We start from the raw sequence: 21,875 nt of genomic DNA, 5'->3' as shown, positions 1-21,875 counted from the left end.
ATTCGCCATGCGCCAAGCGCAATCGCTGCACTTCTGCACCCATGACGGCGTCGAGCTGCACTATCGCCACTGGCCCGCCACGCGTAACGAACACCAACCGCGCCGGGCCGTGGTGATGTTCCACCGCGGCCACGAGCACGGCGGGCGCATGGCCCACCTGGCCGATGAACTGGACATGCCCGGCTACGACTTCTTCGCCTGGGACGCCCGTGGTCATGGGCAGTCACCGGGGGCTCGCGGCGACAGTCCGGGCTTCGCCACCAGCGTGCGCGACGTGCAGACCTTCATCGAGCACATCCAGGCGCAGCACGGCATTGCCGAGGCCGACATGGTGGTGCTGGCACAGAGCGTCGGCGCGGTACTGATCGCCACCTGGGCCCACGATTATGCGCCTCGGGTACGCTGCCTGGTGCTCGCCTCGCCGGCCTTCAAGGTCAAGCTCTATGTACCTTTCGCCCGCCCCGGGCTGAAACTTATGAAGGCCCTGCGCGGCAACTTCTTCGTCAACAGCTACGTCAAGCCGCGCCTGCTGACCCACGACCCGGAACGGGTCATGTCCTATGTCGCCGACCCACTGATCAGCCGGCCCATCTCCGTCACCATGCTGCTGGGCCTGTACGACGCCGCCGACCGCGTGGTCGCCGATGCCCAGGCGATCCAGGTGCCGACGCAGCTGTTGATTTCCGGCGCCGACCTGGTGGTCGAGCGCAAGCCGCAGGAGCAGTTCTTCGATCGCCTGGGCAGCGCACGCAAAGAGAAGCACATCCTCCCCGGCTTCTTCCACGACACCCTCGGCGAACGCGACCGCGCCCATGCCCTGGCGCGGATCGAGCGCTTCGTCGCGCACTGCTTCGACGCTCCGCAAGCGCAGCCCTCGCTGCTCGATGCCGACAAGAGCGGCGCCAGTTGCGCCGAGGCCGAGAGCCTGGCCGCGCCATTGCCGCGCCATTCGCCACGCGACCTCTACTGGCGTGCCACCCGCGCCAGCCTGCGCTTGGGCAAAGGCCTTTCCGAAGGGGTGAAGCTGGGCTTCGACACCGGTTTCGACTCAGGCTCCACCCTCGACTACATCTACCGCAACACCCCGACCGGCAAGGGCAAGCTGGGCGAGCTGATCGACCGCAACTACCTGGATGCCATCGGCTGGCGTGGCATCCGCCAGCGCAAGCTGAATGTCGAGGAACTGCTGCGCCTGGCCATCGCCCGCCTGCGTGAACAGCAGCGCCCGGTGCATATCGTCGATATCGCCGCCGGCCATGGACGCTACATCCTCGAGGCGCTGCAGGGCCTGCAACAGCTGCCCGACTCGATCCTGCTGCGCGACTACAGCGAACTGAACGTGCAACAGGGCAATGCCTTGATCAGCGAAAAGGGCCTGGCCGAGATCGCTCGTTTCGTCCAGGGCGATGCCTTCGACCGCCAGAGCCTGGCCGCTCTCACCCCGCATCCGACACTGGCGGTGGTCTCGGGCCTCTACGAACTGTTCCCCAGCAACGAGCTGGTCGGCAACTCGCTGGCGGGACTCGCCGACGCGGTAGAGGACGGCGGCTATCTGGTCTACACCGGGCAGCCCTGGCACCCGCAGCTGGAAATGATCGCCCGCGCCCTGACCAGCCACCGTGGCGGCCAGGCCTGGGTGATGCGTCGGCGCAGCCAGGCGGAGATGGACCAGTTGGTGGAAGCGGCAGGGTTTCGCAAGATCACCCAGCGCATCGACGAGTGGGGCATCTTCAGCGTCAGCCTGGCGCAGCGGGTGCGCTGATGGTCCGTGAAACCGGGCTGGTCCGTCGTGGTGTCCTGTGGCTGTTGCTGCTCGGGCCGTTCTTCTTTCTCAGCTACGGCCTGGCCAACACCTATACCGCCGGCCGCGATGATATCGGCAGCCTGGTTTTCGCCTGGGAGCGGCAGGTGCCGCTGTGGCCCTGGACGATCATCCCGTACTGGTCGATCGACCTGCTGTACGGGTTGTCGTTCCTGCTGCCGCGCTCGCGTTCGGAGATGGACCGTCATGCCCTGGCGCTGCTGACGGCACAATTGATCTGCGTGGCCAGCTTCCTGCTCTGGCCGCTGCGCTTCACCTTCGAGCGCCCCGAGCTGTCGGGGCTGTTCGGCTGGCTGTTCGATGTGCTGATGGGCTTCGACAAGCCCTACAACCAGGCGCCGTCGTTGCACATCGCGTTGCTGGTGATCATCTGGACGATGGTCGCCCGACATACGCGGCATCCTGCCTGGCGCTGGGTGGTGCACGGCTGGATGGGGCTGATCGGGCTGTCGGTGCTGACCACCTGGCAGCATCATTTCATCGATGTGCCGACCGGGGCGCTGGCGGGACTTTTCTGCCTTTGGCTGTGGCCGCACAGCGGTCCGTTGCCCTGGCGACAGGCACGTCTGGCGCAGGATCCGAAACGTTGGCGCCTGGCGCTGCGCTATGGCCTGGGCGCGGCCGTGCTGGGGCTACTGGCAATGAAGATCGGCGGTGGCGGGTTGTGGTTGCTGTGGCCGGCGCTGTCGTTACTGCTGGTGGCGCTGAACTATGCCCTGTTCGGCGCCGCAGGTTTCCAGAAAGGCGCCGACGGGCGGCTGTCTGTGGCCGCCACCTGGCTGCTGGCGCCATACCTGCTGGGCGCATGGGCCAATTCTCGGCTATGGACCTGGCGGCATCCGCAGGCAGATGAGGTGGTCGATGGCGTATATCTCGGCAGATTGCCGGGGCGCACTGAAGCGTCTGCGTTCGCGGCGATTGTCGACCTGAGCGCGGAGCTGCCCTGCCTTGCAGTCCCTCACCAGTACATCGCGGGGCAAGCCCGCTCCCACAACGCAGCTTGCCCCGCGATGACGACGCTGAAAACACCACAGGACTACCAGAGTCTGCCGACCCTGGACCTGATTGCCCCAGACCGGGAAATCCTGCAACAGGCCGCCAAGGCCATCGAACACCTCCAGCAACAAGGCCTGGTGCTGGTCTGCTGCGCCTTGGGTTACTCGCGCAGCGCCAGCGCCGTCGCCGCCTGGCTGCTGCTCAGTGGCCGCTGTGCCAGTGCCGAACAAGCCGAGGCGCTGATTCGCCAGGCGCGCCCCGGCGTGGTCCTGCACCCGGCCCACCGCCTGGCATTGCATCATCTGGAGGCCCAGCCATGAGGCTGTTTCTCGTCGCCAGCCTGCTCGCCCGAGGCCGTCAGCTGGAGCGCCTGTCGGACGGCCTGACCCTGCTGGCCCTGGCCTGCACCCTGGCACCGCTGCTCGGCTTGCCATTGGCGCCACTGCCCCATCTGCTCTGCGGCCTGTTGCTGCTGCTCGGCCTGGGTCCACAAGTATTGGGCTATACGCGTCGCCCTGGATGCCGACCTGTTCGCCCGCCTCGGCGCCAGCGGCGACCTGCCTGCCGATACCCAGGCCCTGGACCACGCCCTGTTCGACCTGCGCCTCAAACCTGCGCCCAGCGACCCGCGCGACTGGCCGACCCGCAGTCGGGCCGCCCTGGCCCTGCTGCGTCGCCAGGCCCTGTGCCTGGCGCTGCAGGTCGCGCTGCTGCTGACCCTCCCCTTCACCGGATAAGACCAATGCCATGCTCGCCAGCCTGACCGCCTTCGTCATCACCTCCGCCGCCCGCCTGATCACCGGCGCCCGCGCCTTGTGGCTGGGCTGCACACCGCAACCGGTGCAGCGCCTGTACTTCGCCAACCACAGCAGCCATGGCGACTTCGTGCTGCTGTGGGCGGCGCTGCCCGAGCCGCTGCGTCGCCGCACTCGCCCCGTGGCAGGCGCCGACTACTGGTGCAAACCGGGCATCCGCGACTTCCTGATCCGCCGGGTGTTCAACGGCGTGCTGATCGACCGCCAGCACGGCGCAAGCGAGGGCAACCCGCTGCAACCGGTGCTCGAGGCCTTCGCCCAGGGCGATTCGCTGATCTTCTTCCCGGAGGGCACGCGCAACCTGACCGACGACCCGTTGCTGCCATTCAAGAGCGGCCTGTTCCACCTGGCCTCGGCCAACCCGCAGGTCGAGCTGGTGCCGGTGTGGATCGCCAACCTCAACCGGGTCATGCCCAAGGGCCGCGCCCTGCCGCTGCCGCTGCTGTGCACCCTGAGCTTCGGCGAGCCGCTGCACCTGCAGCCGGACGAGGGCAAGCACGCCTTTCTCGAGCGGGCCCGCCAGGCCCTGCTGAACCTGGCCCCGAAGGAAGCCTGAGATGGATCACAACACCCTGTCGCTGTTCGCCGGCATCGGCGCCCTGCTGCTGCTCGCCAGCCTGATCGGCCGCCTGCTCAAATGGCGCGCCGGCCCCGCCCCGCATGCGGTGATCGACAACCTCAACGCGCGCATCAACGCCTGGTGGGTGATGGTGCTGGTGATCGGCATCGCCTTCCTGTTCGGCAAGTACGGCGTGATCGTGCTGTTCTACGGCGTGTCGTTCTATGCCCTGCGCGAGTTCATGACCCTCACCCCGACCCGACGCAGCGACTACCCGGCGCTGGTGGCGGCGTTCTATGTGGCGCTGCCGGTGCAGTACCTGCTGATCGCCATGGACTGGTACGGGCTGTTCAGCATCTTCATCCCGGTCTACCTGTTCCTGTTGCTGCCGATCCTGGCCAGCTTCGGCGGCGACACCACGCGCTTCCTCGAACGCGCCTCCAAGGTGCAGTGGGGGCTGATGATCGCGGTGTACTGCGTGTCGTCGGTGCCGGCGCTGATGACCCTGGACATCCCCGGCTACGAAGGCCGCAACCTGCTGCTGATCGCCTGGCTGATCCTGGTGGTGCAGATCAGCGACGTGCTGCAGTACGTGTGCGGCAAGCTGTTCGGCAAACGCAAGGTGGCGCCGAACCTGTCGCCGTCGAAAACCCTCGAAGGGCTGCTCGGCGGCGTGGCGCTGGCCACCCTGGTCGGCGCCCTGTTGTGCTGGATCACCCCGTTCACCTTCTGGCAGGCGGCGCTGATGGCCTTGACCGTCAACGCCATGGGTTTCTTCGGCGGGCTGGTGATGTCGGCAATCAAGCGCGACCGCGGCGTGAAGGACTGGGGCCACATGATCGAAGGCCACGGCGGCATGCTCGACCGCATGGACTCGGTGTGTTTCGCCGCGCCGGTATTCTTCCACTTCGTGCGTTACTGGTGGGCGTGAGGCATACAGCATGATCGACGCGCAATTGTCCGCCGCCCGGCAGATCCTCACACGGCACCTGGGCGATCAACTGCTGGCCATCCATCTTTACGGGTCTGCGGTCTCCGGTGGCTTGAAACCGGAGAGCGACCTGGACCTGCTGGTAACCGTGGCAAGTCCCCTGCCCCCTGCGACGCGTCAAGCACTGATGCTCGATCTGCTCACGGTCTCGGCCCGTCCCGGTAGTCGCCCTGATCTGCGGGCGCTCGAGGTGACAGTGCTGGCTCGTGACCACACTCACCCCTGGCACTATCCGGCCCGGCGTGAACTGCAATTCGGCGAATGGCTGCGCGAGGCGTTGCTGGCAGGTGAGTTGGAACCTGCACAACTCGACCCCGACCTGGCCATCCTGCTGACCAAGGCCCGCCAGCACAGCATCAACCTGCTTGGCCCGGCCGCCGCGCAATGGTTCGACCCCGTTCCGGCTGCCGACCTGGCCCGGGCCTTCCACGACACCCTCGCGCAATGGAACAGCCCCGAGGACTGGAGCGGCGACGAGCGCACCGTGGTCCTGGCCCTTGCGCGTATCTGGTACAGCCTGACGACCGGTGAAATCGCGGCCAAGGATGTCGCTGCCGACTGGCTGTTACCGCAGCTGCCCAAGGTCCACCGGCCCGTGCTGGCCAATGCCCGGGACGCCTACCGGGGCGAGACCACGGAGCAATTGACGGCCTGGCCTGAGCCGGTGGCTGCATTTATTCACTACTGCAAGGCCCATATCCCGGCATAGCGCAGGCAGACAGCTGGGCGTCGAGCCCAGGCAACTGCCCGCCTGGCAATGGCCCTATGGTGATGCGTCATCTCACCTGTTGCCTGGAGCCACGCCATGTCCGATTTCATCACCGTCCTGCGCGAAACCTGCCCGACCCCGGTGGTCGACGCGACCAAGTGGAAGCGCATCGGCGGCGACCCGCACACCGTCAACCTCAACGCCTACCTGTCCGCTGACGGCAGCAAGATCATGGGCACCTGGATCTGCACGCCAGGCAAGTTCGAGGTCAACTATGAGAAGTGGGAGTACTGCCATTTCCTCGATGGCTACTGCATCGTCACGCCTGAGGGTGAAGAGCCGAAGCATCTGAAGGCGGGCGATGTGTTTGTGATCGAACCGGGGATGAAGGGGACCTGGGAAGTGGTCGAGACGGTGCGTAAATACTTCGTCTTCGCCTGACTCGGTGGGAGCGGGCTTGCCCCGCGATGCGTACTGCCACAAGACATCACTGCTCGAGCAGATGCCATCGCGGGGCAAGCCCGCTCCCACGCCCCCCACAGCTGGTCATAAAAAAATCGCGAACCTGATGACCCTTCCCCAAGGTGCGCAGTTACAAGGGGAAGGGCCACCCGGCCCGCGATCAAGTCCACTCGCTCGTCAATCCTTCTTGCGGTACCCCTCGACGATCGCCGAGAAATCCTTGCCACCCTCGCCGCGCAGGCTCATGGCCTGGTACAGCTGCTGGGCCACGGCCCCCAGGATCACCGGCTGGTGCGCCTGGCGCGCAGCCTCGGTGGCCAACCCCAGGTCCTTGAGCATCAGCTCGGCGCCGAAGCCGCCGGTGTAGCCACGCGAAGCCGGGGCGGTCTCGATGATGCCCGGCCACGGGTTGTAGGTGTCCGAACTCCAGCAACGCCCGGTGGAACTGTTGATGATCCCGGCCAGCACCTTGGTGTCGATGCCCAGCGCATTGCCCAGGGCCATGGCCTCGGACACGCCGATCATCGAGATGCCCAGCAGCAGGTTGTTGCAGATTTTGGCGATCTGCCCGGTCCCGACCTCACCACAGTGCACGATATTACGCCCCATCTGCTCCAACACCGGCTTGAGCGTGGCGAACAGCTCGGCGCTGGCGCCGACCATGAAGGTCAGGGTGCCGGCTGCCGCGCCGCCGGTCCCGCCGGAAACCGGCGCATCGCCCATGTCGATGCCCTTGGCCGCCGCGGCCTTGGAGACCTCACGGGCGGTCTGCGGGTCGATGGTGCTGCAGTCCACGGTCGGGGTGCCGGGGCGGATGCCGGCCAGCACGCCGGTTTCTTCATCCAGGTACACGCCGCGCACATGGGCGGCGGCCGGCAGCATGGTGATCACCAGCTCGCTGTTGGCGGCAGCGTCCTTGGGCGAGGTGCTGACCTGGCCGCCCAGCTCGGCAAGTTCTGCCAGCACGGCCTTGTTCAGGTCGAACAGGTTGAGCTGGTGCCCGGCCTTGATCAGGTTGCGGGCCATGGGCGCGCCCATGTTGCCCAGGCCGATGAAAGCGATACGCATGGCGTTCTCCTTAGCGCAGGCTGATGGTGGTGTTCACACCGTCACCCGCGCTGTCATCGTCGAACCAGCGAGCGGTGACGGTCTTGGTCTGAGTGTAGAACTGCACCACCTGCTTGCCGTACGGGCCGAGGTCGCCGAGCTTGGAGCCACGCGAGCCGGTGAAGCTGAAGAACGGCACCGGCACCGGGATCGGGATGTTGATGCCGACCTGGCCGATATCGATCTCGCTCTGGAACTTGCGCGCCGCCGCGCCGCTCTGGGTGAACAGGCCGGTGCCGTTGCCGAACGGGTTGGCGTTGACCAGGGCGATGGCCTCGTCGAGGGTATCGACCTCCAGGGTCACCAGTACCGGGCCGAAGATTTCCTGGGTGTAGACCTGCATGTCGGTCTTCACCCCGGAGAACAGGGTCGGGCCGATGAAGTTGCCCTGCTCGTAGCCCGGCACCTTCACATCGCGGCCGTCCAGTTCGAGCTTGGCGCCTTCCTTGATACCGCTTTCGATCAGGCCCAGCACACGCTCCTTGGCGCGTTTGGAGACCACCGGGCCGACATCGGTGCCCGGCTCGTTGCCGGCGTTGACCTTGAGCTTGCTCGCCGCGTCCTTGATATCCGGCAGCCATTCGCGGGCCTTGCCCACCAGCACCGCCACCGAGGTGGCCATGCAGCGCTGGCCGGCCGCGCCGAAAGCGGCGCCGACCAGGGCATTGATGGTCTGGGTGCGGTTGGCGTCAGGCAGCACCACGGCGTGGTTCTTGGCGCCCATCATCGATTGCACGCGCTTGCCATGCTGGCTGCCCAGGTTGTAGACGTGGGTGCCGACCTCGGTCGAGCCGACGAACGAGATCGCCTTGATGTCCTGGTGGGTGCAGATCGTGTCGACCACCTGCTTGCCACCGTGCACCACGTTGAGCACGCCGGCCGGGATGCCGGCTTGCAGCGCCAGCTCGACCAGCATCATGGTCGACAGCGGGTCCTGCTCGGACGGTTTGAGCACGAAGGTGTTGCCGCAGACGATGGCCATCGGGAACATCCACAGCGGGATCATCGCCGGGAAGTTGAACGGGGTGATGCCGGCACACACGCCGATCGGCTGGCGCAGGGTGTAGGTGTCGACACCGCCGGCGACGTTCTCGGCGAACTCGCCCATCTGCAGGGTGCCGATGGAAGCGGCGTGCTCGACCACTTCCAGGCCACGGAAGATATCGCCCTCGGCGTCGGCGATAGTCTTGCCCTGTTCGGCGCTGAGGGTCACGGCGATGCGCTTGCTGTGTTCACGGATCAGCGCCTGCAGCTTGAGCATGATGCGCATGCGCGCGCCGATCGGGGTGTCGCGCCAGGTCTTGAAGGCGCGCTCGGCCGCAGCCACGGCGGCGTTGACTTCCTCGACGGTGGCGAACGGCACCCGCGCCAGCACTTGCTGGGTCGCTGGATTGACGATGTCACGCCATTCGGTGGTCTTGGACTCGACCCATTGGCCGTCGATCAGCAGCTTGACCTGCTCGACCTTGGTCTGGTCGGGCGTCTGGGGTGCGTTCATCTGCGCTCTCCTTGGAATTATTGTCGGAACGAGGACGCCTACGCCGCAGCGAACGGGGTGGCGCTCAGGGGCTGAGTTCGAGTATAGATGTGCAAACATCCAACAAGAATGCACAAAAAAACCGGATCATCATGCAAAAAGACCTCACCTCCCTGAGCGCGCTGAACTGGGACGACCTCAAGTTCTTTCTTGAGGTGGCGCGCACCCGCAAGGCCAGCAGTGCGGCCAAGCGCCTGGCCGTGGACTACACCACGGTGTCGCGGCGCATCGGTTCACTGGAAGGGGCGCTGGGCACTTTGCTGTTCGAGAAGTCACGGACCAACGGCTTCGTCCTCACCGCCGAGGGCCAGCGCCTGCTGGGTTATGCGGAGTCGATCGAGAGCACCCTGCACATGGCCTGCGAGCAGGTCTCGGGGTCGGGCGTCGCGTTGTCGGGGCATGTGCGCATGGGCTGCACCGAAGGCTTCGGCAGCTTCTTCGTCACCCCGCAGCTGAGCCATTTCGTCGATGCCTGGCCGGCGATCTCGGTGGATATCCTGCCGCTGCCGCACTTCATCAGCCTGTCCAAGCGCGAGGCCGATATCGTCATCGCCCTGGAGCGCCCGGAGCATGGCCCTTATGTGTGCTGCAAGCTGTGCGACTACCGCCTGCGCCTGTATGCCACCCAGGACTACCTGGACAGTCACGAGCCGATCCGCGAGATCGCCGACCTGGGGCGCCATCCGTTCATCAGCTACGTGGACGACCTGGCGTTCAGCTCGGAGCTGCTGTACCTGGCCAACCTGATCCCCAGCGCCAACGCGCACCTGCGCAGCACCAGCGTGATCGCCCAGTACACCGCGGCCTTGCAGGGGCGCGGGCTGGCGATCCTGCCGTGCTTCCTGGCGGCGCAGGACCCGCGACTGGTGACAGTGCTACCAGAGCAGATCGAGGTGACGCGGCAGTTCTGGATGTACTGCCGGGAGGACCTGCGCAAGTTGAAGCGGATCACCCTGCTGTGGGATTACATCCGCGAGGTGACCGAGGCCAATGCGCCGTTGTTGATGGGGGAAACGCGGGAGATGAAGTTCGCTCAAGGTTGAACTTGAGGGCCATCGCGGGGCAAGCCCGCTCCCACGCAGGTATTGGCAATTCAACGTGGGAGCGGCGGTGCGCCGATGCGACTTGCCCCGCGATGGATGGCATGCAGCACTCAGTCCGACGCCACCACGATCGACACCCGCCGATTCTCCATGCGCCCTGCCGCGGTGCGGTTATCCGCCACCGGCTGGCTGCTGCCCATGCCGCGAGTCTGGATGTTCTGCGGCTGCATGCCGATGCCGATCAAGGCCTTGGCCACGCTCTGGGCACGGCGCTCGGAGAGCTGCTGGTTGTAGGCGGTCTTGCCCGAGGCGTCGGTGTGGCCGTCGATGCGCACGCGCTGGATATCCACCGACAGCAGCGCCTTGCCGATGCGCTCGACAATCGACTCGCTGGCGCTGTTGAGGCTGTCCAGGTCACTGCCGAACAGCACCTTGCCGGACAGGTCGAACGCCCAGCCCTCGTCGGTCGGGGCAAAACCCTCGCGCTTGAGCACAGCAACCTGCTCGGGGGTCAGTCCCTTGGGCGGCACGCTCTGGCAGCCGGCCAGGGCGAACAACGCCAGCAGCAGGGTGAATAACGGGAAACGCAGCACGGAAAAACGCTTTATCACGGTTCAGCTCCTGTTTTTTGCATCAGGGGCGCAGCGTTCCGTCTGCGCCACTTGCCAATGGCCACGGCGATTGCGCTTGGCCTTGTACATCGCCGCATCGGCGGCATTGAGCAGACTGGCCGGGTCGCGGCCGTCGTCCGGGTAATAGGCGATACCGACGCTCAGCGAGGTGACGAGGCTGTTGCCATCCTCCAGCTGCACCGGCAGCTTCATGCTGGCGACGATCTTCTCGGCGATGCGCTGGGCATCCTCGCGCGAGTGCAGTGGGGTCAGCAACACGGCGAACTCGTCCCCCCCCAGGCGCGCCACCAGGTCGTGCTCGCGCAGTTGCGCACGCACGCGGTTGGCCACGCTGATCAGCACTTCGTCCCCCACCGCATGGCCGAGGCTGTCGTTGATCTGCTTGAAGTGGTCGCTGTCGAGGAACAACAGCGCCAGGTGGTCTTCGCTACGGGCGGCATTGCGCAGGCTGCGGCTTAACCGCCCTTCGAAGAAGGCACGGTTGGGCAGGCCGGTGAGGCTGTCATGGCTGGCCTGGTGGGCAAGGCTTTCGTTCTCGCTCTGCAGGTGGCTCTGCCAGACCTCCAGCTCGTCGAGCAGGGCATTGAAGTCGTTGCCCAGCTCGTTGAGTTCGGCGATCTGGGTTTGCGGTACCCGCCGGTCGAAGCTGCGCTCGCGTCGCGCGGCATGGGCGACGCTGGCCAGGTTGCGCAAGGGACGGATGATGTCGCCGAACAGGCGTCGCGACAGGTACAGCGCCAGCACCGCGCTGAGCACCGTGCACACCAGGATGCCCACCAGGCCGCTGAACAGGAAGCGCACCAGGCTGCCGCCCTGTCCGGTCAGCTCTATATGGCCGACCCGCTGACCCATGTGCTGCACCGGCATGTTGATCGGCTCTTCCAGCAGGCTGCGCGCCACGTGGGACTGCAACTGCGCCATTACGCCCTGCTCGTCACGCTGCCAATGGGCAAGCAGGTCACCATCGTTGTCGTAGACCTTGGCGTCGGCCACCTCCTCGGTGGAGGCGATCAGCGCCAGGGCCTCGTTGGCCGCGGCACTGTCGTCGAAGACCACGGCGGCTTCGACGGTGTAGTTGATGGAGCGGGCGATCAGGTGCAGGTTGTGGTTGGCATACACGCGCAACGCCGCCACCCCGAGCAGGGTCACCAGCACACCGGCCAGGCCTGCGGCGAGCAAGGCCACGCCCAGATGACCACGCCCGAGCACCGCGCGCAGGGTCGGCCGGCTGAAGCGCCTGGCTGAACGTTTCATGGCTGCCCCGCCCGCCGTCGCGACAACTGCAGCACGCTGGGATGGATGCGCACGCCGCTGCGCGCCACCGAGTCGAGGTTGACGTCGAACGCCACCTGCTGGTCGCCGACCCGTAGGCAGAACAGGCTCCCCACCGTGCACGGATCGTCGGCCTCGCTGATGCTCAGCACCGGGTGGCCGTTGACCCGCTGGAACAGCCGTTCACGTTGCAGCTTGTCGAGCTTGCCGAGGTAGATGGCATCGCAGGCACTGGCCACGCTCGGATCGTCGGCGAGCAGGCGGCGCACCTGCAGGGGTTGCCCGGACTGCTGCAGATTGCCCTTGATCAGGTCGTCGGCATATTCGGTCGGGCCGACCAGGCACAGGCGCAGGGGATTGGGGTCGGCGGGCCAGCGGGCGTAGCTGAGGATGCCCAGCACGACCTGGGTCACGGCCCTGGCCCGTTGCTGCACCTGCGCATCCGACACGGCATTACCCGCCCAGGCGGGCGCGCCGTTCGACAACAGCGTGGCCATCAGCAACGAGAGCGCACAGCCCTTCACGCGTCCCAGGGCCGAGACAGCCACTGTCATGGGGGGAAATCTCACAAAATGTTTGCGGATAATGCCGCAACGATAGCATATCGGCGGCAAACTCCAGAGTCAGACTTGCTCCAGCATCAGCCCCGAGACCCGCCGGACCTTGCGCCCCACGGCCTCCTCGAACACCCCGGCGCGCGGCTCGATCAGGCTGAAACAATGCTTGGCGCGGGTGATGCCGGTGTACACCAGCTCCTTGGTCAGCACCGGGTTCAGCGCGTCGGGCAGCACCAGCGTGGTATGGCTGAATTCCGAGCCCTGGGACTTGTGCACGGTCATGGCGAATACTGTTTCCACCTCGCTGAGGCGGCTGGGCAGGACGAAACGAACCCCACCGCTGCCATCGTTGCGCGGGAAAGCCACGCGCAACAGCGCCTCACCCTGATCGTCCGGCAGGCGCAGAGCGATGCCGATATCGCCGTTCATCAGGCCGAGGCCATAGTCGTTGCGGGTCACCAGTACCGGACGGCCCTCGTACCAGGGTTGCTGGCTGTCGATCAGCCCAGCGTTGTGCAGCACCCGGGCGACCCGCTCGTTGAGGCCTTCGACACCCCAGGCGCCCTTGCGCACGGCGCAGAGCAACTGGAACGCCTCGAAGCTCTGCAGCACCTCGGCCGCCCAGCGCTCCCAGCGCGGATCGTCGCCTGGCGTACCTGGCGGCGGGCGCAGGCGACCGATGGTACGCAGGTAACCGCGATAGCCCTGTGGTCCTTCGGCACCCTGGTTGAGGCCATCGAGCAGCAGGCGGTCGAAGCGTTTGTCATGCTCGCCGCCCAGGGTCAGGCAATGGACATCCGCCGGTCGGGTCGCCAGCAGCGCACGCGCCTCCAGGGCTTGCTGGCGATTGACCAGGCGCGCCAACTGGCCGATGCCGCTGCCTTCGCCGAAACGCCGTGAGTGGCGCAGCATCACGATCTGCTGGGCCAGCGGGTTGCGCTGACCGTCGCCCGTCTTCAGGCCGATGTCGGCCAGCGATTGCCCGCCCACCTGCTCCAGCCAGGCCAGGGTCTGCGGCCAGTAGCAGCCGTCCTCGGCGTCACGGCACAGGTCGCCCAGCACCGCCCCGGCCTCCACCGAGGCGAGCTGGTCCTTGTCGCCCAGCAACACCAGACGCGCATTGGCCGGCAGGGCATCGAGCAGGTTGGCCATCATCTCCAGGTCGATCATCGAGGCTTCGTCGACCACCAGCACATCCAGGGGCAACGGGTTGCCGGCATGATGGCGGAAGTGCCGCGACCCCGGGCGGCTGCCCAGCAGGCGGTGCACGGTGCTGACCTCGGTGGGGATCTGCGCCCGCACCGCGCCATCCACCTGCAAGCGTTCCACCTGCTGACCGATGGACTCGGTGAGGCGCGCCGCGGCCTTGCCGGTCGGCGCCGCCAGGCGGATGCGCAGCGGCCGGCCTTGCTCGACAGCAGGCCCCTGCAATAACGCCAGCAGACGTACCACAGTGGTGGTCTTGCCGGTTCCGGGGCCGCCGGTGATGACACTGAAGCCGGCACGGGTGGCCAGGGCGCAGGCCAGCTTCTGCCAGTCCACTTCGCCTGCAACCGAGCCACCTTCGAACAGTTGCGCCAGGCGTAGTGCCAGGTCGGCCGGCTGAGGCTGAAGGCGTGCCAGGCGCTCATGCAGGGCGTTGTCGATGCGTCGCTCGTAGGTCCAATAGCGGCGCAGATACAGGCGCTCACCGCTGACCACCAGTGGTCGGGCACGCTGCTCGACGGTATCGCCAGTGGCAACCAGGGGGCTCTCGGCGATCCGCTGCAACCAGGTGCCCAGCTCGAGGCTGGCCAGCAGCTGCGAGGGCAGCAGCAACGGCCCGGCCAGGGCATCGCCTTCCGGCGGCAGCGACAGGGCGAAGTCCGGCTCGGCAAGGGTCTGTTGCAGGTCGAGGCAGACATGGCCATGACCCAGCTGGTGGCTGGCCAGGGCGGCGGCCAGCAGCACCAGCGGATCGCTGCCCGGCGCCCGCTCCTCGAGGAAACTCACGAAGGCCCGGTCCAGTGCGCGCAGCCAGCCACGCTCGACCCAGCGATCGAGCAGCGCCAGCAAGTCCTGGCTATGGCGCAGCGGCGCCAGGGCGCTCAGGTGCTCGGCCTGCAAGGGCGTGGGCAGCAGGTCGTCGAGGTTGCGGCTCATGGCGTGGCTCCGGCAAACAGGTCCTGTTGGGCAGGTTCTTGCTCACCCCGGAACATCGCGTCGAGCTGTTCGATCAGCGCCCGGGGAGGCCGCGCATGATACAGCCCGTGACCGGCCGAGGTGACGCCACGCAGGAAGATGAACACGGCACCGCCGACATGCCGGTCGTAGTCGTAGTCGGGCAGGCGCGCGCGCAGCTGGCGATGCAGGGCCAGCAGGTAGAGCACGTACTGCAGGTCGTAGCGGTGCTCGAGAATTGCCTGCTCCATGGCCAGGGCGCCGTAGGCCTCGGCGTCGGGGCCGAGCCAGTTGGACTTGTAGTCGGCCACGTAGTAGCGCCCGTCGAGCTCGAAGGCCAGGTCGATGAAGCCCTTGAACATGCCGTTAAGCACGGTCGGCTGGGCGGCCGCCCGCGTCATGCCAACGTGCGTGTGGCGCGCCACCAGGTGGTCGAGGCGCACCGCATCGACCTGATGGCTGGCGAACCAGAACTCCATTTCGACCTGGTAGCGCTCAAGGCCTGCGAGGGTCAAGGTGGCCCCTTGCAACGGCATGGGCTGGACCAGCAGTTGCTGCAGCCACTGGGTCAGCGTGGGAATCCAGCCGGTCCAGTCGCGTCGGTTGCAGCGCTGGCCCACGGTGCGTTCGATCACCGGCCCTTGGGCGGCGACCTCGGCGAACCCTTCGCGCCCCGCCCATTCGAGCAGGCCGTGGAGGAAGGTGCCCGGATTCGGCCCACGGGGGAAGCGGTGGATATCGCCCGCCTCGGCCGGCACCTCGCGCAGCGCCTGGCTGTCCAGCACCTCGTCGTCCAGCAGTTGCTGGGCCTGGGAGCTGTCGGCGACCAGGGTCTGGTCACCCACCCGCAAGGCGCTGTACGAGGCGATCCACCAATTCTCCGCAGCGGCCCGCCGTGGCTTACGCGGCGGCAGCAGTTCGCGCTGGCTGTCCGGCATGCGGTAGCACAGGGCCTGGACCTCGGGCAGCGGACCATGGGTGATGGCCGGATTGCCGGCCGCCAGGGTAGTGAGCCATTCGCCCAATTGGCTGGAAGCCGCCAACGGCAAGCCGCCGCCCAGCAGGTAGCCCAAGGCCGAACGGTGCAGCTGCGAACTGCGCTGGGTGCCGCGCTTGAGGTCGGCAACACCCAGCCAGCAGGCATGCTGGGCACGGGTCAAGGCGACGTAGAGCAGGCGCAGGTCCTCGGCCAGGCGTTCATCGTCGGCGCGCTCGATCTGCTCGGCATTCGGGGTCAGGGTCAGGTGCGCCACACCCTGGTCGTCGTGCCAGCCCAGGGGCAGGCGCTGGCCATCCACCGGCTTGCTGGTACAGATGAACGGCAGGTACACCAAGGGGTATTCCAGGCCCTTGGACTTGTGGATGGTCACCACCTTGACCAGTTGCTCATCGCTTTCCAGGCGCAGGATCTGCTCTTCTCCGGCCTGCCCGGCGTTGGCCAAGTGCTCGGTGAGATGGCGGATCAGCGCCTGCTCGCCATCCAGCTCGCCCGCGGCCTGCTGCAACAGTTCAGCCAGGTGCAGCAGGTTGGTCAGCACCCGTTCGCCGTCGCTGCGGCCCATCAGCGCCCGCGGCAGCTGGAAGTCGTGCAGCAGGCGGCGCAGCATGGGCAGCACGCCCTGGCGCTGCCAGGTGTCGCGGTAACGGCGAAAGCGCATCACCCAGCTTTCCCAGACCCGCTCGTCCTGGTTCAGGCGTTCCAGTTCGATAAGCGGCAGGTCGAGGGTCAGGCTGGCCAGGGCGGCCTTGAGCATACGCTCCGAGTCCGGCTCGGCGCAGGCCTTGAGCCAGGCCAGCAGGTCATGGGCCTCCTGGGCGGCGAATACCGAGTCCTTGTCCGACAGGTACACGCTGCGCACATCGCGGGCGGCCAGTTCGGCGCGGACCAGCTGGGCCTCGCGACCGTCGCGCACCAGGATGGCGATATCGGAAGGCAGGCAGGGTCGCAGCTTGTCGGCGGCATCGGCGAAACCGCTGACGCCCTGCTGCCCACCCTCGAGCAGCTCGACGATATGGCTGGCGCAACTGGCGGCCAGCTGCTGGCGATACGCTGTGCTGGATACCGGCTCGTCGCTCTCCAGCTGCCAGCAATGCAGGGCCGCGCTGGGCTGTCCGGCGATCAACAGTTGCTCGCCACGACCCTTGGCGCGCACTTCGACGAATGGCAATGGATTGTCGCCCTGGCTCCGGAACAGGAAGGCGCCACGGCCCTCGATACGTTCCTCGGCCTGCAGGAACACGCGGTTCACTGCCGCGACCATGGCCTGGCTGGAGCGGTAGTTGGTGTCCAGGCTGTGCAGGCGCCCGGCGGTGGCGCGGCGCGCGGCCAGGTAGGTGAAGATGTCGGCGCCACGGAAGGCGTAGATCGCCTGTTTGGGGTCGCCGATCATGAACAGGCCGGTGTCCGGGTTGTTCTCGGTGATGCGGTAGATGCGCTCGAAGATGCCGTACTGAACGGGGTCGGTGTCCTGGAATTCGTCGATCAACGCGACCGGGAACTGCTCGCGGATCAACGCGGCCAGGCGCTCACCCGAGTCGCTGCCCAGGGCATGCTCCAGGCGCAGCAGCATGTCGTCGAAGCCCATCTCGGCGCGGCGGCGTTTCTCCACCTCGAAGCGCGCCGAAACCCAGGCGGCGGCATGCTCCAGCAACCGTGCATCGGGGCTGGCCAGCCCCTGCAACTGCTCGCGCAAGGATTCCATGGCCCGCAGTGCCGGGTGCTGCGGCGGCTCGCCGGACTTCCAGGCCTCGGCCAGGCCAGCGGGTGTCAGGCGGGTGAAGCCGGTGCCCAGGTCCAGTTCCATGGCCTGCTCATCACCGGCCCAGGCCCGCAGCTTGTCGAACCAGGGCTCGAAAAAGCGTGCCTGTAGCTTGCGCCCGTCGGCCTGCTTGGCGGCCACGGCATCGCGGCAGATCTGCTGCAGCTCGTCGGCCCAGGCGCCCCAGGGCGCCTTGAGTTGCGCCAATTGCTCGGTGCGCTGGCGCAGGGTCGCCTCGATCAACGACTGCGGGTCTTGCTCGTCCTCCTGGCCACGGACACGGCCAAACAGCGGCCTGATCCTCGGCAACAAGGCATCGGGGCTGCCCCAGTTGCCGCGCACCCAGGCCAGCGACTCGCCGCGCATGCCGTAGCAGAAGCGCCGCCAGTAGTCGCGCATGACCTGGCCCAGCAGTTCGCTGTGATCGGTCTCCAGGCTCTGGGTGAACAGGCTGCCGCTGTCGAAGGCGTGCTCGCGCAGCATGCGCTGGCACCAGCCATGGATGGTCGAGACGGCGGCCTCGTCCATCCACTGCACGGCGATCTCCAGGCGGCTGGCGCAGCGTGGCCAATGTTCCTGTGGATAATCGTCGCGCAGCAGGTGCAGCAGCGGGTCGGCATCGTCCAGCTCACCGCGGAAGAAGCGCGCTGCTTCGGCCAGGCGCGTGCGAATACGCTCGCGCAGCTCCTTGGTGGCCGCGTCGGTAAAGGTCACCACGAGGATCTGCGGTGGCAGCAGCTCGCGACTGAAACCCTGCTCACCGCCATGGCCGAGGATCAGCCGCAGGTACAGGGCCGAAATGGTGAACGTCTTGCCGGTACCGGCGCTGGCTTCGATCAGCTGGCTGCCGTGCAGGGGGAAACTCAGCGCCAGGGGACGGGCTTGGGTCATTGGGCGTTCTCCGGGTTACCCAGGGTCTGCCAGGGCGCTGCGAACAAGGGGCGATAAAGGGCTTCGCACCAGCCTTCGAAGGTCTCGTCGAGGGCCAGCGCGGCGAAGTCACGGTACTGGCGGGCCAGGGCCAGGCTTTCGCTGCGCTCGCCGAAGCTGTTCTGGCCGTCACCCTCATAGGCGCGGATCGCGGCGGCCACGGCCTTGTCCGGATCCTCCTGGGCCAGCCAGGCGAAGGCCGTCTTGGCCGCCACGGGCAAAGGGGCGTTCATTGCCGCCTGGCGTGCCACCAGCAGTTCGCCCAGGCGCTCTGCCGCCTCGCCCTGGGGTAGCGGTGCCAGCAACAAGGTCAGGTCGCTGGCCACCAGCGCGCTGTGCAGCGGATAGCCCGAGGCGCAGGCGGCAAGGTGCATGACCCAGGCCGGCACCAGCCGGTGCCACTTCAGGCTGTTGCGCCCGGCACTGAGGGTATTGGGCACGGTGGCGATGCTCAGCAGGCTCTGGTCCTCGGACTGGTACACCCGGCCGAGCCAGCCCTCCAGGCGCAACGGCCCGTGTTCGAAATGGACCGGCAGGGCCCCCTCGACCAGGGTCGGCCAGCGTTGCAGCAGTTGCCGATGGCGTTGCAGCAAGTCCGGCAGCGGCTGGATCAACTCGGCCTGCAAGGCTTCGCCGAAGCCTGCCAGCGGCAGCATCCCACAGGCCTGGAGGCGTCGGGCCTGGGCCTGCAGCGCCCGCTCGGCGTTGTCCGGATCGGCCAGCGCGGCGCCGAGCAGGCTTTCGCTCAGGCCATAGCGTTGCAGGGCGTCCAGCACGAAGGGCTCTTCGTCCGGGGTCGGTGCCTCCAGCGCCTCGAAGAACACTTTCAGGCGCTGACTGAAGAAATGCCGCACCGGATGGCGCAGGAAGTCCTGGAGCTGCACCAGGTTGAGCGGCTCATCGCTGGCGTAGGGCGACAGGGCGGTAGGCGCTTGCGCTTCATCCCCGGCCTGGTGCAAGGCCAACCATTCATGGGCGAAGCTGAAAAACGGGCTGCCCTTCTGGAAGTAGCGCTGGCTGAACGGCTGTAATGGATGCTCTTGGGTCAGGGCATGCAGCAACTGCTGCCCAGGGTCGTCGCGTTGGCCGGTCCTGGCGCCGGCGAGCTGCCAGCCGGCGGCCAAGTGATCGCGCAACTGCCCGATCAGCACCGAGGACGGGCGCTCGCTGTTGTCGCGGATGCTGCGCCCGACCCAGCTCACATAGAGCTGGTCGCGTGCCGAGAGCAAGGCCTCGAGCAACAGGTAACGGTCATCCTCCCGACGGGAACGATCCCCTGGCCGGTAGTCGCTGGCCATCAGGTCGAAGTCGAGGGGCGGCTGGGCACGCGGGTAGTCGCCATCGTTCATGCCCAGCAGGCAGACCACCCTGAACGGGATGGCGCGCATGGGCATCAGGGTGCAGAAGTTCACCGAGCCGGCCAGGAAGCGCTGGGACAACTTGCCCTGGTCCAGCCCGGACAGCCAGGCTTCGCGCACCACGGTCAGTGGCAGCAAGTCGTGCAGGCCAACCGCGTCGCAGGTTTCCAGCCAGGTGTCGCGCAGGTCTTGCAGCTGGACCAGGAGCAACTCGTCGTGCTCGTTCTCGGCCAGGAAGAAGATCTGCAGCAGCGCATGCAGCCGTGCCCCCCACTCCGTCGCCGAGGCGGGTTGCGAGAGGGCCTGGCAGGCAATGTCCAGAGCATCGAGCAACGCCACCAACGGGCCGATCAGCGCGGCGTCGAGCCCCCCAATCTCATCGTACGGCTCGATACCGTCACAGCTTTCGCCCACGCCGACGGCGTAACCCAGCAGCATGCGCCGCAGGCCGAAGCGCCAACTGTTCTGCTCAAGCCCCTCCGGCAGGCCAAGGCTGGCACGTTGCTCGGCGCTCAGTCCCCAGCGGATACCAGCGCCTTCGATCCAACGGTGCAGGGTTGGCAGGTCACTTTCCTGGATGGCGAAGCGGGCACGCACTGCCGGCACGTCCAGCAGGTCGAGCACTTCGCTGACGGCGAAACGGCTGTCGGGCAGCTTGAGCAGATGTTCCAGGGCGATCAGCAGCGGGTCGCGACCACGCTGGCCCTGGTCGGTCAGGGTGAACGGGATATAACGCGGATCGTTGCGGTCGAGCTGGCCGAACACCGCGCGGATATGCGGTGCGTAGGTGTCGATGGCCGGCAACATGACGATGACGTCGCGGGGCCGCAGCGTGGGGTCGGCACTGAAGCGGGCCAGCAACTGATCGTGCAGGATCTCCACTTCGCGTTGTGGACTGTGGGCCAGATGGAAACGTACGGAACGGTCCTTGGCCGGGTCAACCGCCGGCCATTGCTCGCGGGTCTCGGCCAGCGGGCGCAGCTCGAGGATGTCATCCTGCAGCTGGTTGAGCAGGGTCTTGGGCTCACCTTCGCTGAACAGGTCGATGCGTCCGTCGCTGAACACGCCCTGGTAACTGCCGGGATCGTCGTAGCTGTCGAGCAGGTTGATATAGTCGCGCCCCTGCTTGCCCCAGGCCGCCAACAGCGGATGCGCATGCTGGTGCAGCAGCTCGTCGTCCAGCTGCAGGGGCATGCCCTGCTTGCGTTGCTGACGCTTGTACTGGTGTCGCAACAGGTCCTTGTCGGCGACGATATCGCCCCAGTGATGGCGGCAGGGGTTGTGCACGCACAGCAGCACCTGGCTGAAGCGGGCCAGGCCTGCCAGGGCCTCGAGGATCTGGGCGGGCAACGACGAGATACCAAACACGATCAGCCGTGCCGGTAGCCCGGCGGGCGCCTGCTCCAGGGCGTTGATCCGCTCGATGAAACGTTGGTGCACGCCGGCACGGCTCTGGGCCATGCCCGCCTCGCCCACATCCTCGAGCAGGATCCGCCACAGCTCGGCCTGCCAACGATTGCCGGCGGCCAGTGGCTTGCGCTCGCCGCGTGCGGTGTTGAGCACATGGGCTCCACTTGCCCAGTCCTTCAGCCAGTCGGCACGGTAGACCTGGTACTGGTCGAACAGGTCGGCAAGGCGCTCGGCCAGCTGGTAGCGCTTGCGCAGGTCGCTGTCATCGGTGAGGAAGCGGCGCAGGGGCTCGAAGTGCGGTCGCTCGATCACTTCCGGGAGCAGGCGCATCAGGCGCCAGGTCAGGGGCGCCTTGTCCAGCAGTGAGACCTCGGGGATTTCATCGCGCCCCAGCACGCGGCGATACAGCTGCCACATGAAGCTGCCCGGAAGCTGCACATCGATGGCGGCGGCGATCCCGCAACCGCCCTGGTCGTCGTCCTGCGGGTCCTCGGCCAGGGCCAGTTTCAACCATTGGGCGATACCGTTGCTCTGCACCAGGGCGATTTCGTTTTCCAACGGTGCCAGGGGGTAACGGCGCATCACGCTCACCACCAGATTGCGCAGGTCGTCCAGGCGGTTGCCCTGGACGATCATGAAGCCTGGGTGAAGTGAGGTGGTCTGGGGCATTGGGTGGTCTCGGGGAGCAGTTGGTGCAGAGGGGAAACCTTATCACGGAGGCAGCCGACGCGGTCGAGAGCCATCGTGGGAGCGGGC

General features: G+C 66.8%; 15 protein-coding genes and 1 pseudogene. 8 read left to right on the top strand and 8 right to left on the bottom strand.

Annotated features, from left to right (window positions below):
* Positions 1-7: 7 nt before the first annotated feature.
* The 7 genes and pseudogenes from ACZ899_RS23045 to ACZ899_RS23015 all read left to right on the top strand — a co-directional run bounded on the left by ACZ899_RS23045 (position 8) and on the right by ACZ899_RS23015 (position 6,333).
* Entirely contained in the window at positions 8-1,762 is a 1,755-nt protein-coding gene (locus ACZ899_RS23045) for a bifunctional alpha/beta hydrolase/class I SAM-dependent methyltransferase (RefSeq protein ID WP_234562706.1), read from the top strand.
* Complete coding sequence (locus ACZ899_RS23040; RefSeq protein ID WP_234562705.1) at positions 1,762-3,138, top strand: phosphatase PAP2/dual specificity phosphatase family protein; 1,377 nt, start codon at positions 1,762-1,764, stop codon at positions 3,136-3,138. Before ACZ899_RS23045 ends, ACZ899_RS23040 begins: the two co-directional genes overlap by 1 nt.
* A pseudogene (locus ACZ899_RS23035) lies at positions 3,135-3,555 on the top strand (hypothetical protein). Before ACZ899_RS23040 ends, ACZ899_RS23035 begins: the two are co-directional and overlap by 4 nt.
* Before the next feature lie 10 nt (positions 3,556-3,565).
* Positions 3,566-4,189, top strand: coding sequence for a lysophospholipid acyltransferase family protein (locus ACZ899_RS23030; RefSeq protein WP_203650441.1), 624 nt, complete (start codon positions 3,566-3,568; stop codon positions 4,187-4,189).
* Between the two features lies 1 nt (position 4,190).
* On the top strand, positions 4,191-5,123 hold the full coding sequence (locus ACZ899_RS23025; RefSeq protein ID WP_232855751.1) for a phosphatidate cytidylyltransferase: 933 nt from the start codon (positions 4,191-4,193) through the stop codon (positions 5,121-5,123).
* A gap of 10 nt (positions 5,124-5,133) precedes the next feature.
* Complete coding sequence (locus ACZ899_RS23020) at positions 5,134-5,892, top strand: aminoglycoside adenylyltransferase family protein (protein WP_203650439.1); 759 nt, start codon at positions 5,134-5,136, stop codon at positions 5,890-5,892.
* Between the two features lie 96 nt (positions 5,893-5,988).
* Positions 5,989-6,333 (top strand): cupin domain-containing protein, encoded by a 345-nt coding sequence (locus tag ACZ899_RS23015; protein WP_023631693.1) that lies wholly within the window; start codon positions 5,989-5,991, stop codon positions 6,331-6,333.
* A gap of 198 nt (positions 6,334-6,531) precedes the next feature.
* Here ACZ899_RS23015 and mmsB read toward each other — a convergent pair whose 3' ends face one another.
* Both mmsB and ACZ899_RS23005 read right to left on the bottom strand, forming a co-directional pair.
* On the bottom strand, positions 6,532-7,422 hold the full coding sequence (gene mmsB / locus ACZ899_RS23010) for a 3-hydroxyisobutyrate dehydrogenase (RefSeq protein WP_234562704.1): 891 nt from the start codon (positions 7,420-7,422) through the stop codon (positions 6,532-6,534).
* Between the two features lie 10 nt (positions 7,423-7,432).
* On the bottom strand, positions 7,433-8,959 hold the full coding sequence (locus tag ACZ899_RS23005) for a CoA-acylating methylmalonate-semialdehyde dehydrogenase (RefSeq protein ID WP_234562703.1): 1,527 nt from the start codon (positions 8,957-8,959) through the stop codon (positions 7,433-7,435).
* A gap of 131 nt (positions 8,960-9,090) precedes the next feature.
* Here ACZ899_RS23005 and ACZ899_RS23000 point away from each other — a divergent pair, with 131 nt between their 5' ends.
* On the top strand, positions 9,091-10,041 hold the full coding sequence (locus ACZ899_RS23000; RefSeq protein ID WP_234562702.1) for a LysR family transcriptional regulator: 951 nt from the start codon (positions 9,091-9,093) through the stop codon (positions 10,039-10,041).
* 110 nt (positions 10,042-10,151) lie between these two features.
* On the opposite strand, the gene yfiB is transcribed toward ACZ899_RS23000, so the two are convergent.
* From yfiB to recC, 6 genes are all read right to left on the bottom strand, one after another.
* Positions 10,152-10,649: an outer membrane lipoprotein YfiB gene (gene yfiB, locus ACZ899_RS22995; protein ID WP_420713674.1), complete on the bottom strand. Its 498-nt coding sequence runs from the start codon at positions 10,647-10,649 to the stop codon at positions 10,152-10,154.
* Between the two features lie 6 nt (positions 10,650-10,655).
* Complete coding sequence (gene dgcN, locus ACZ899_RS22990) at positions 10,656-11,927, bottom strand: diguanylate cyclase DgcN/YfiN (protein WP_234562701.1); 1,272 nt, start codon at positions 11,925-11,927, stop codon at positions 10,656-10,658.
* Positions 11,924-12,499, bottom strand: a complete 576-nt coding sequence (gene yfiR, locus ACZ899_RS22985; protein ID WP_203650418.1) for a regulatory sequestration protein YfiR — start codon at positions 12,497-12,499, stop codon at positions 11,924-11,926. The genes dgcN and yfiR overlap by 4 nt, the downstream gene beginning before the upstream one ends.
* 69 nt (positions 12,500-12,568) lie before the next feature.
* On the bottom strand, positions 12,569-14,644 hold the full coding sequence (recD, locus tag ACZ899_RS22980; RefSeq protein ID WP_232855755.1) for an exodeoxyribonuclease V subunit alpha: 2,076 nt from the start codon (positions 14,642-14,644) through the stop codon (positions 12,569-12,571).
* A complete protein-coding gene (gene recB / locus ACZ899_RS22975; protein ID WP_234562700.1) occupies positions 14,641-18,312 on the bottom strand; it encodes an exodeoxyribonuclease V subunit beta in 3,672 nt (1,223 codons plus the stop codon). Before recB ends, recD begins: the two co-directional genes overlap by 4 nt.
* Positions 18,309-21,788 (bottom strand): exodeoxyribonuclease V subunit gamma, encoded by a 3,480-nt coding sequence (gene recC, locus ACZ899_RS22970; protein WP_234562699.1) that lies wholly within the window; start codon positions 21,786-21,788, stop codon positions 18,309-18,311. Before recC ends, recB begins: the two co-directional genes overlap by 4 nt.
* Positions 21,789-21,875: the final 87 nt, after the last annotated feature.

The sequence above is a fragment of the Pseudomonas sp. TE31087 genome (genome assembly GCF_057284075.1).
Note: the sequence above shows the minus strand (reverse complement) of the source record. Positions and strands in the feature narration are given on the sequence as shown.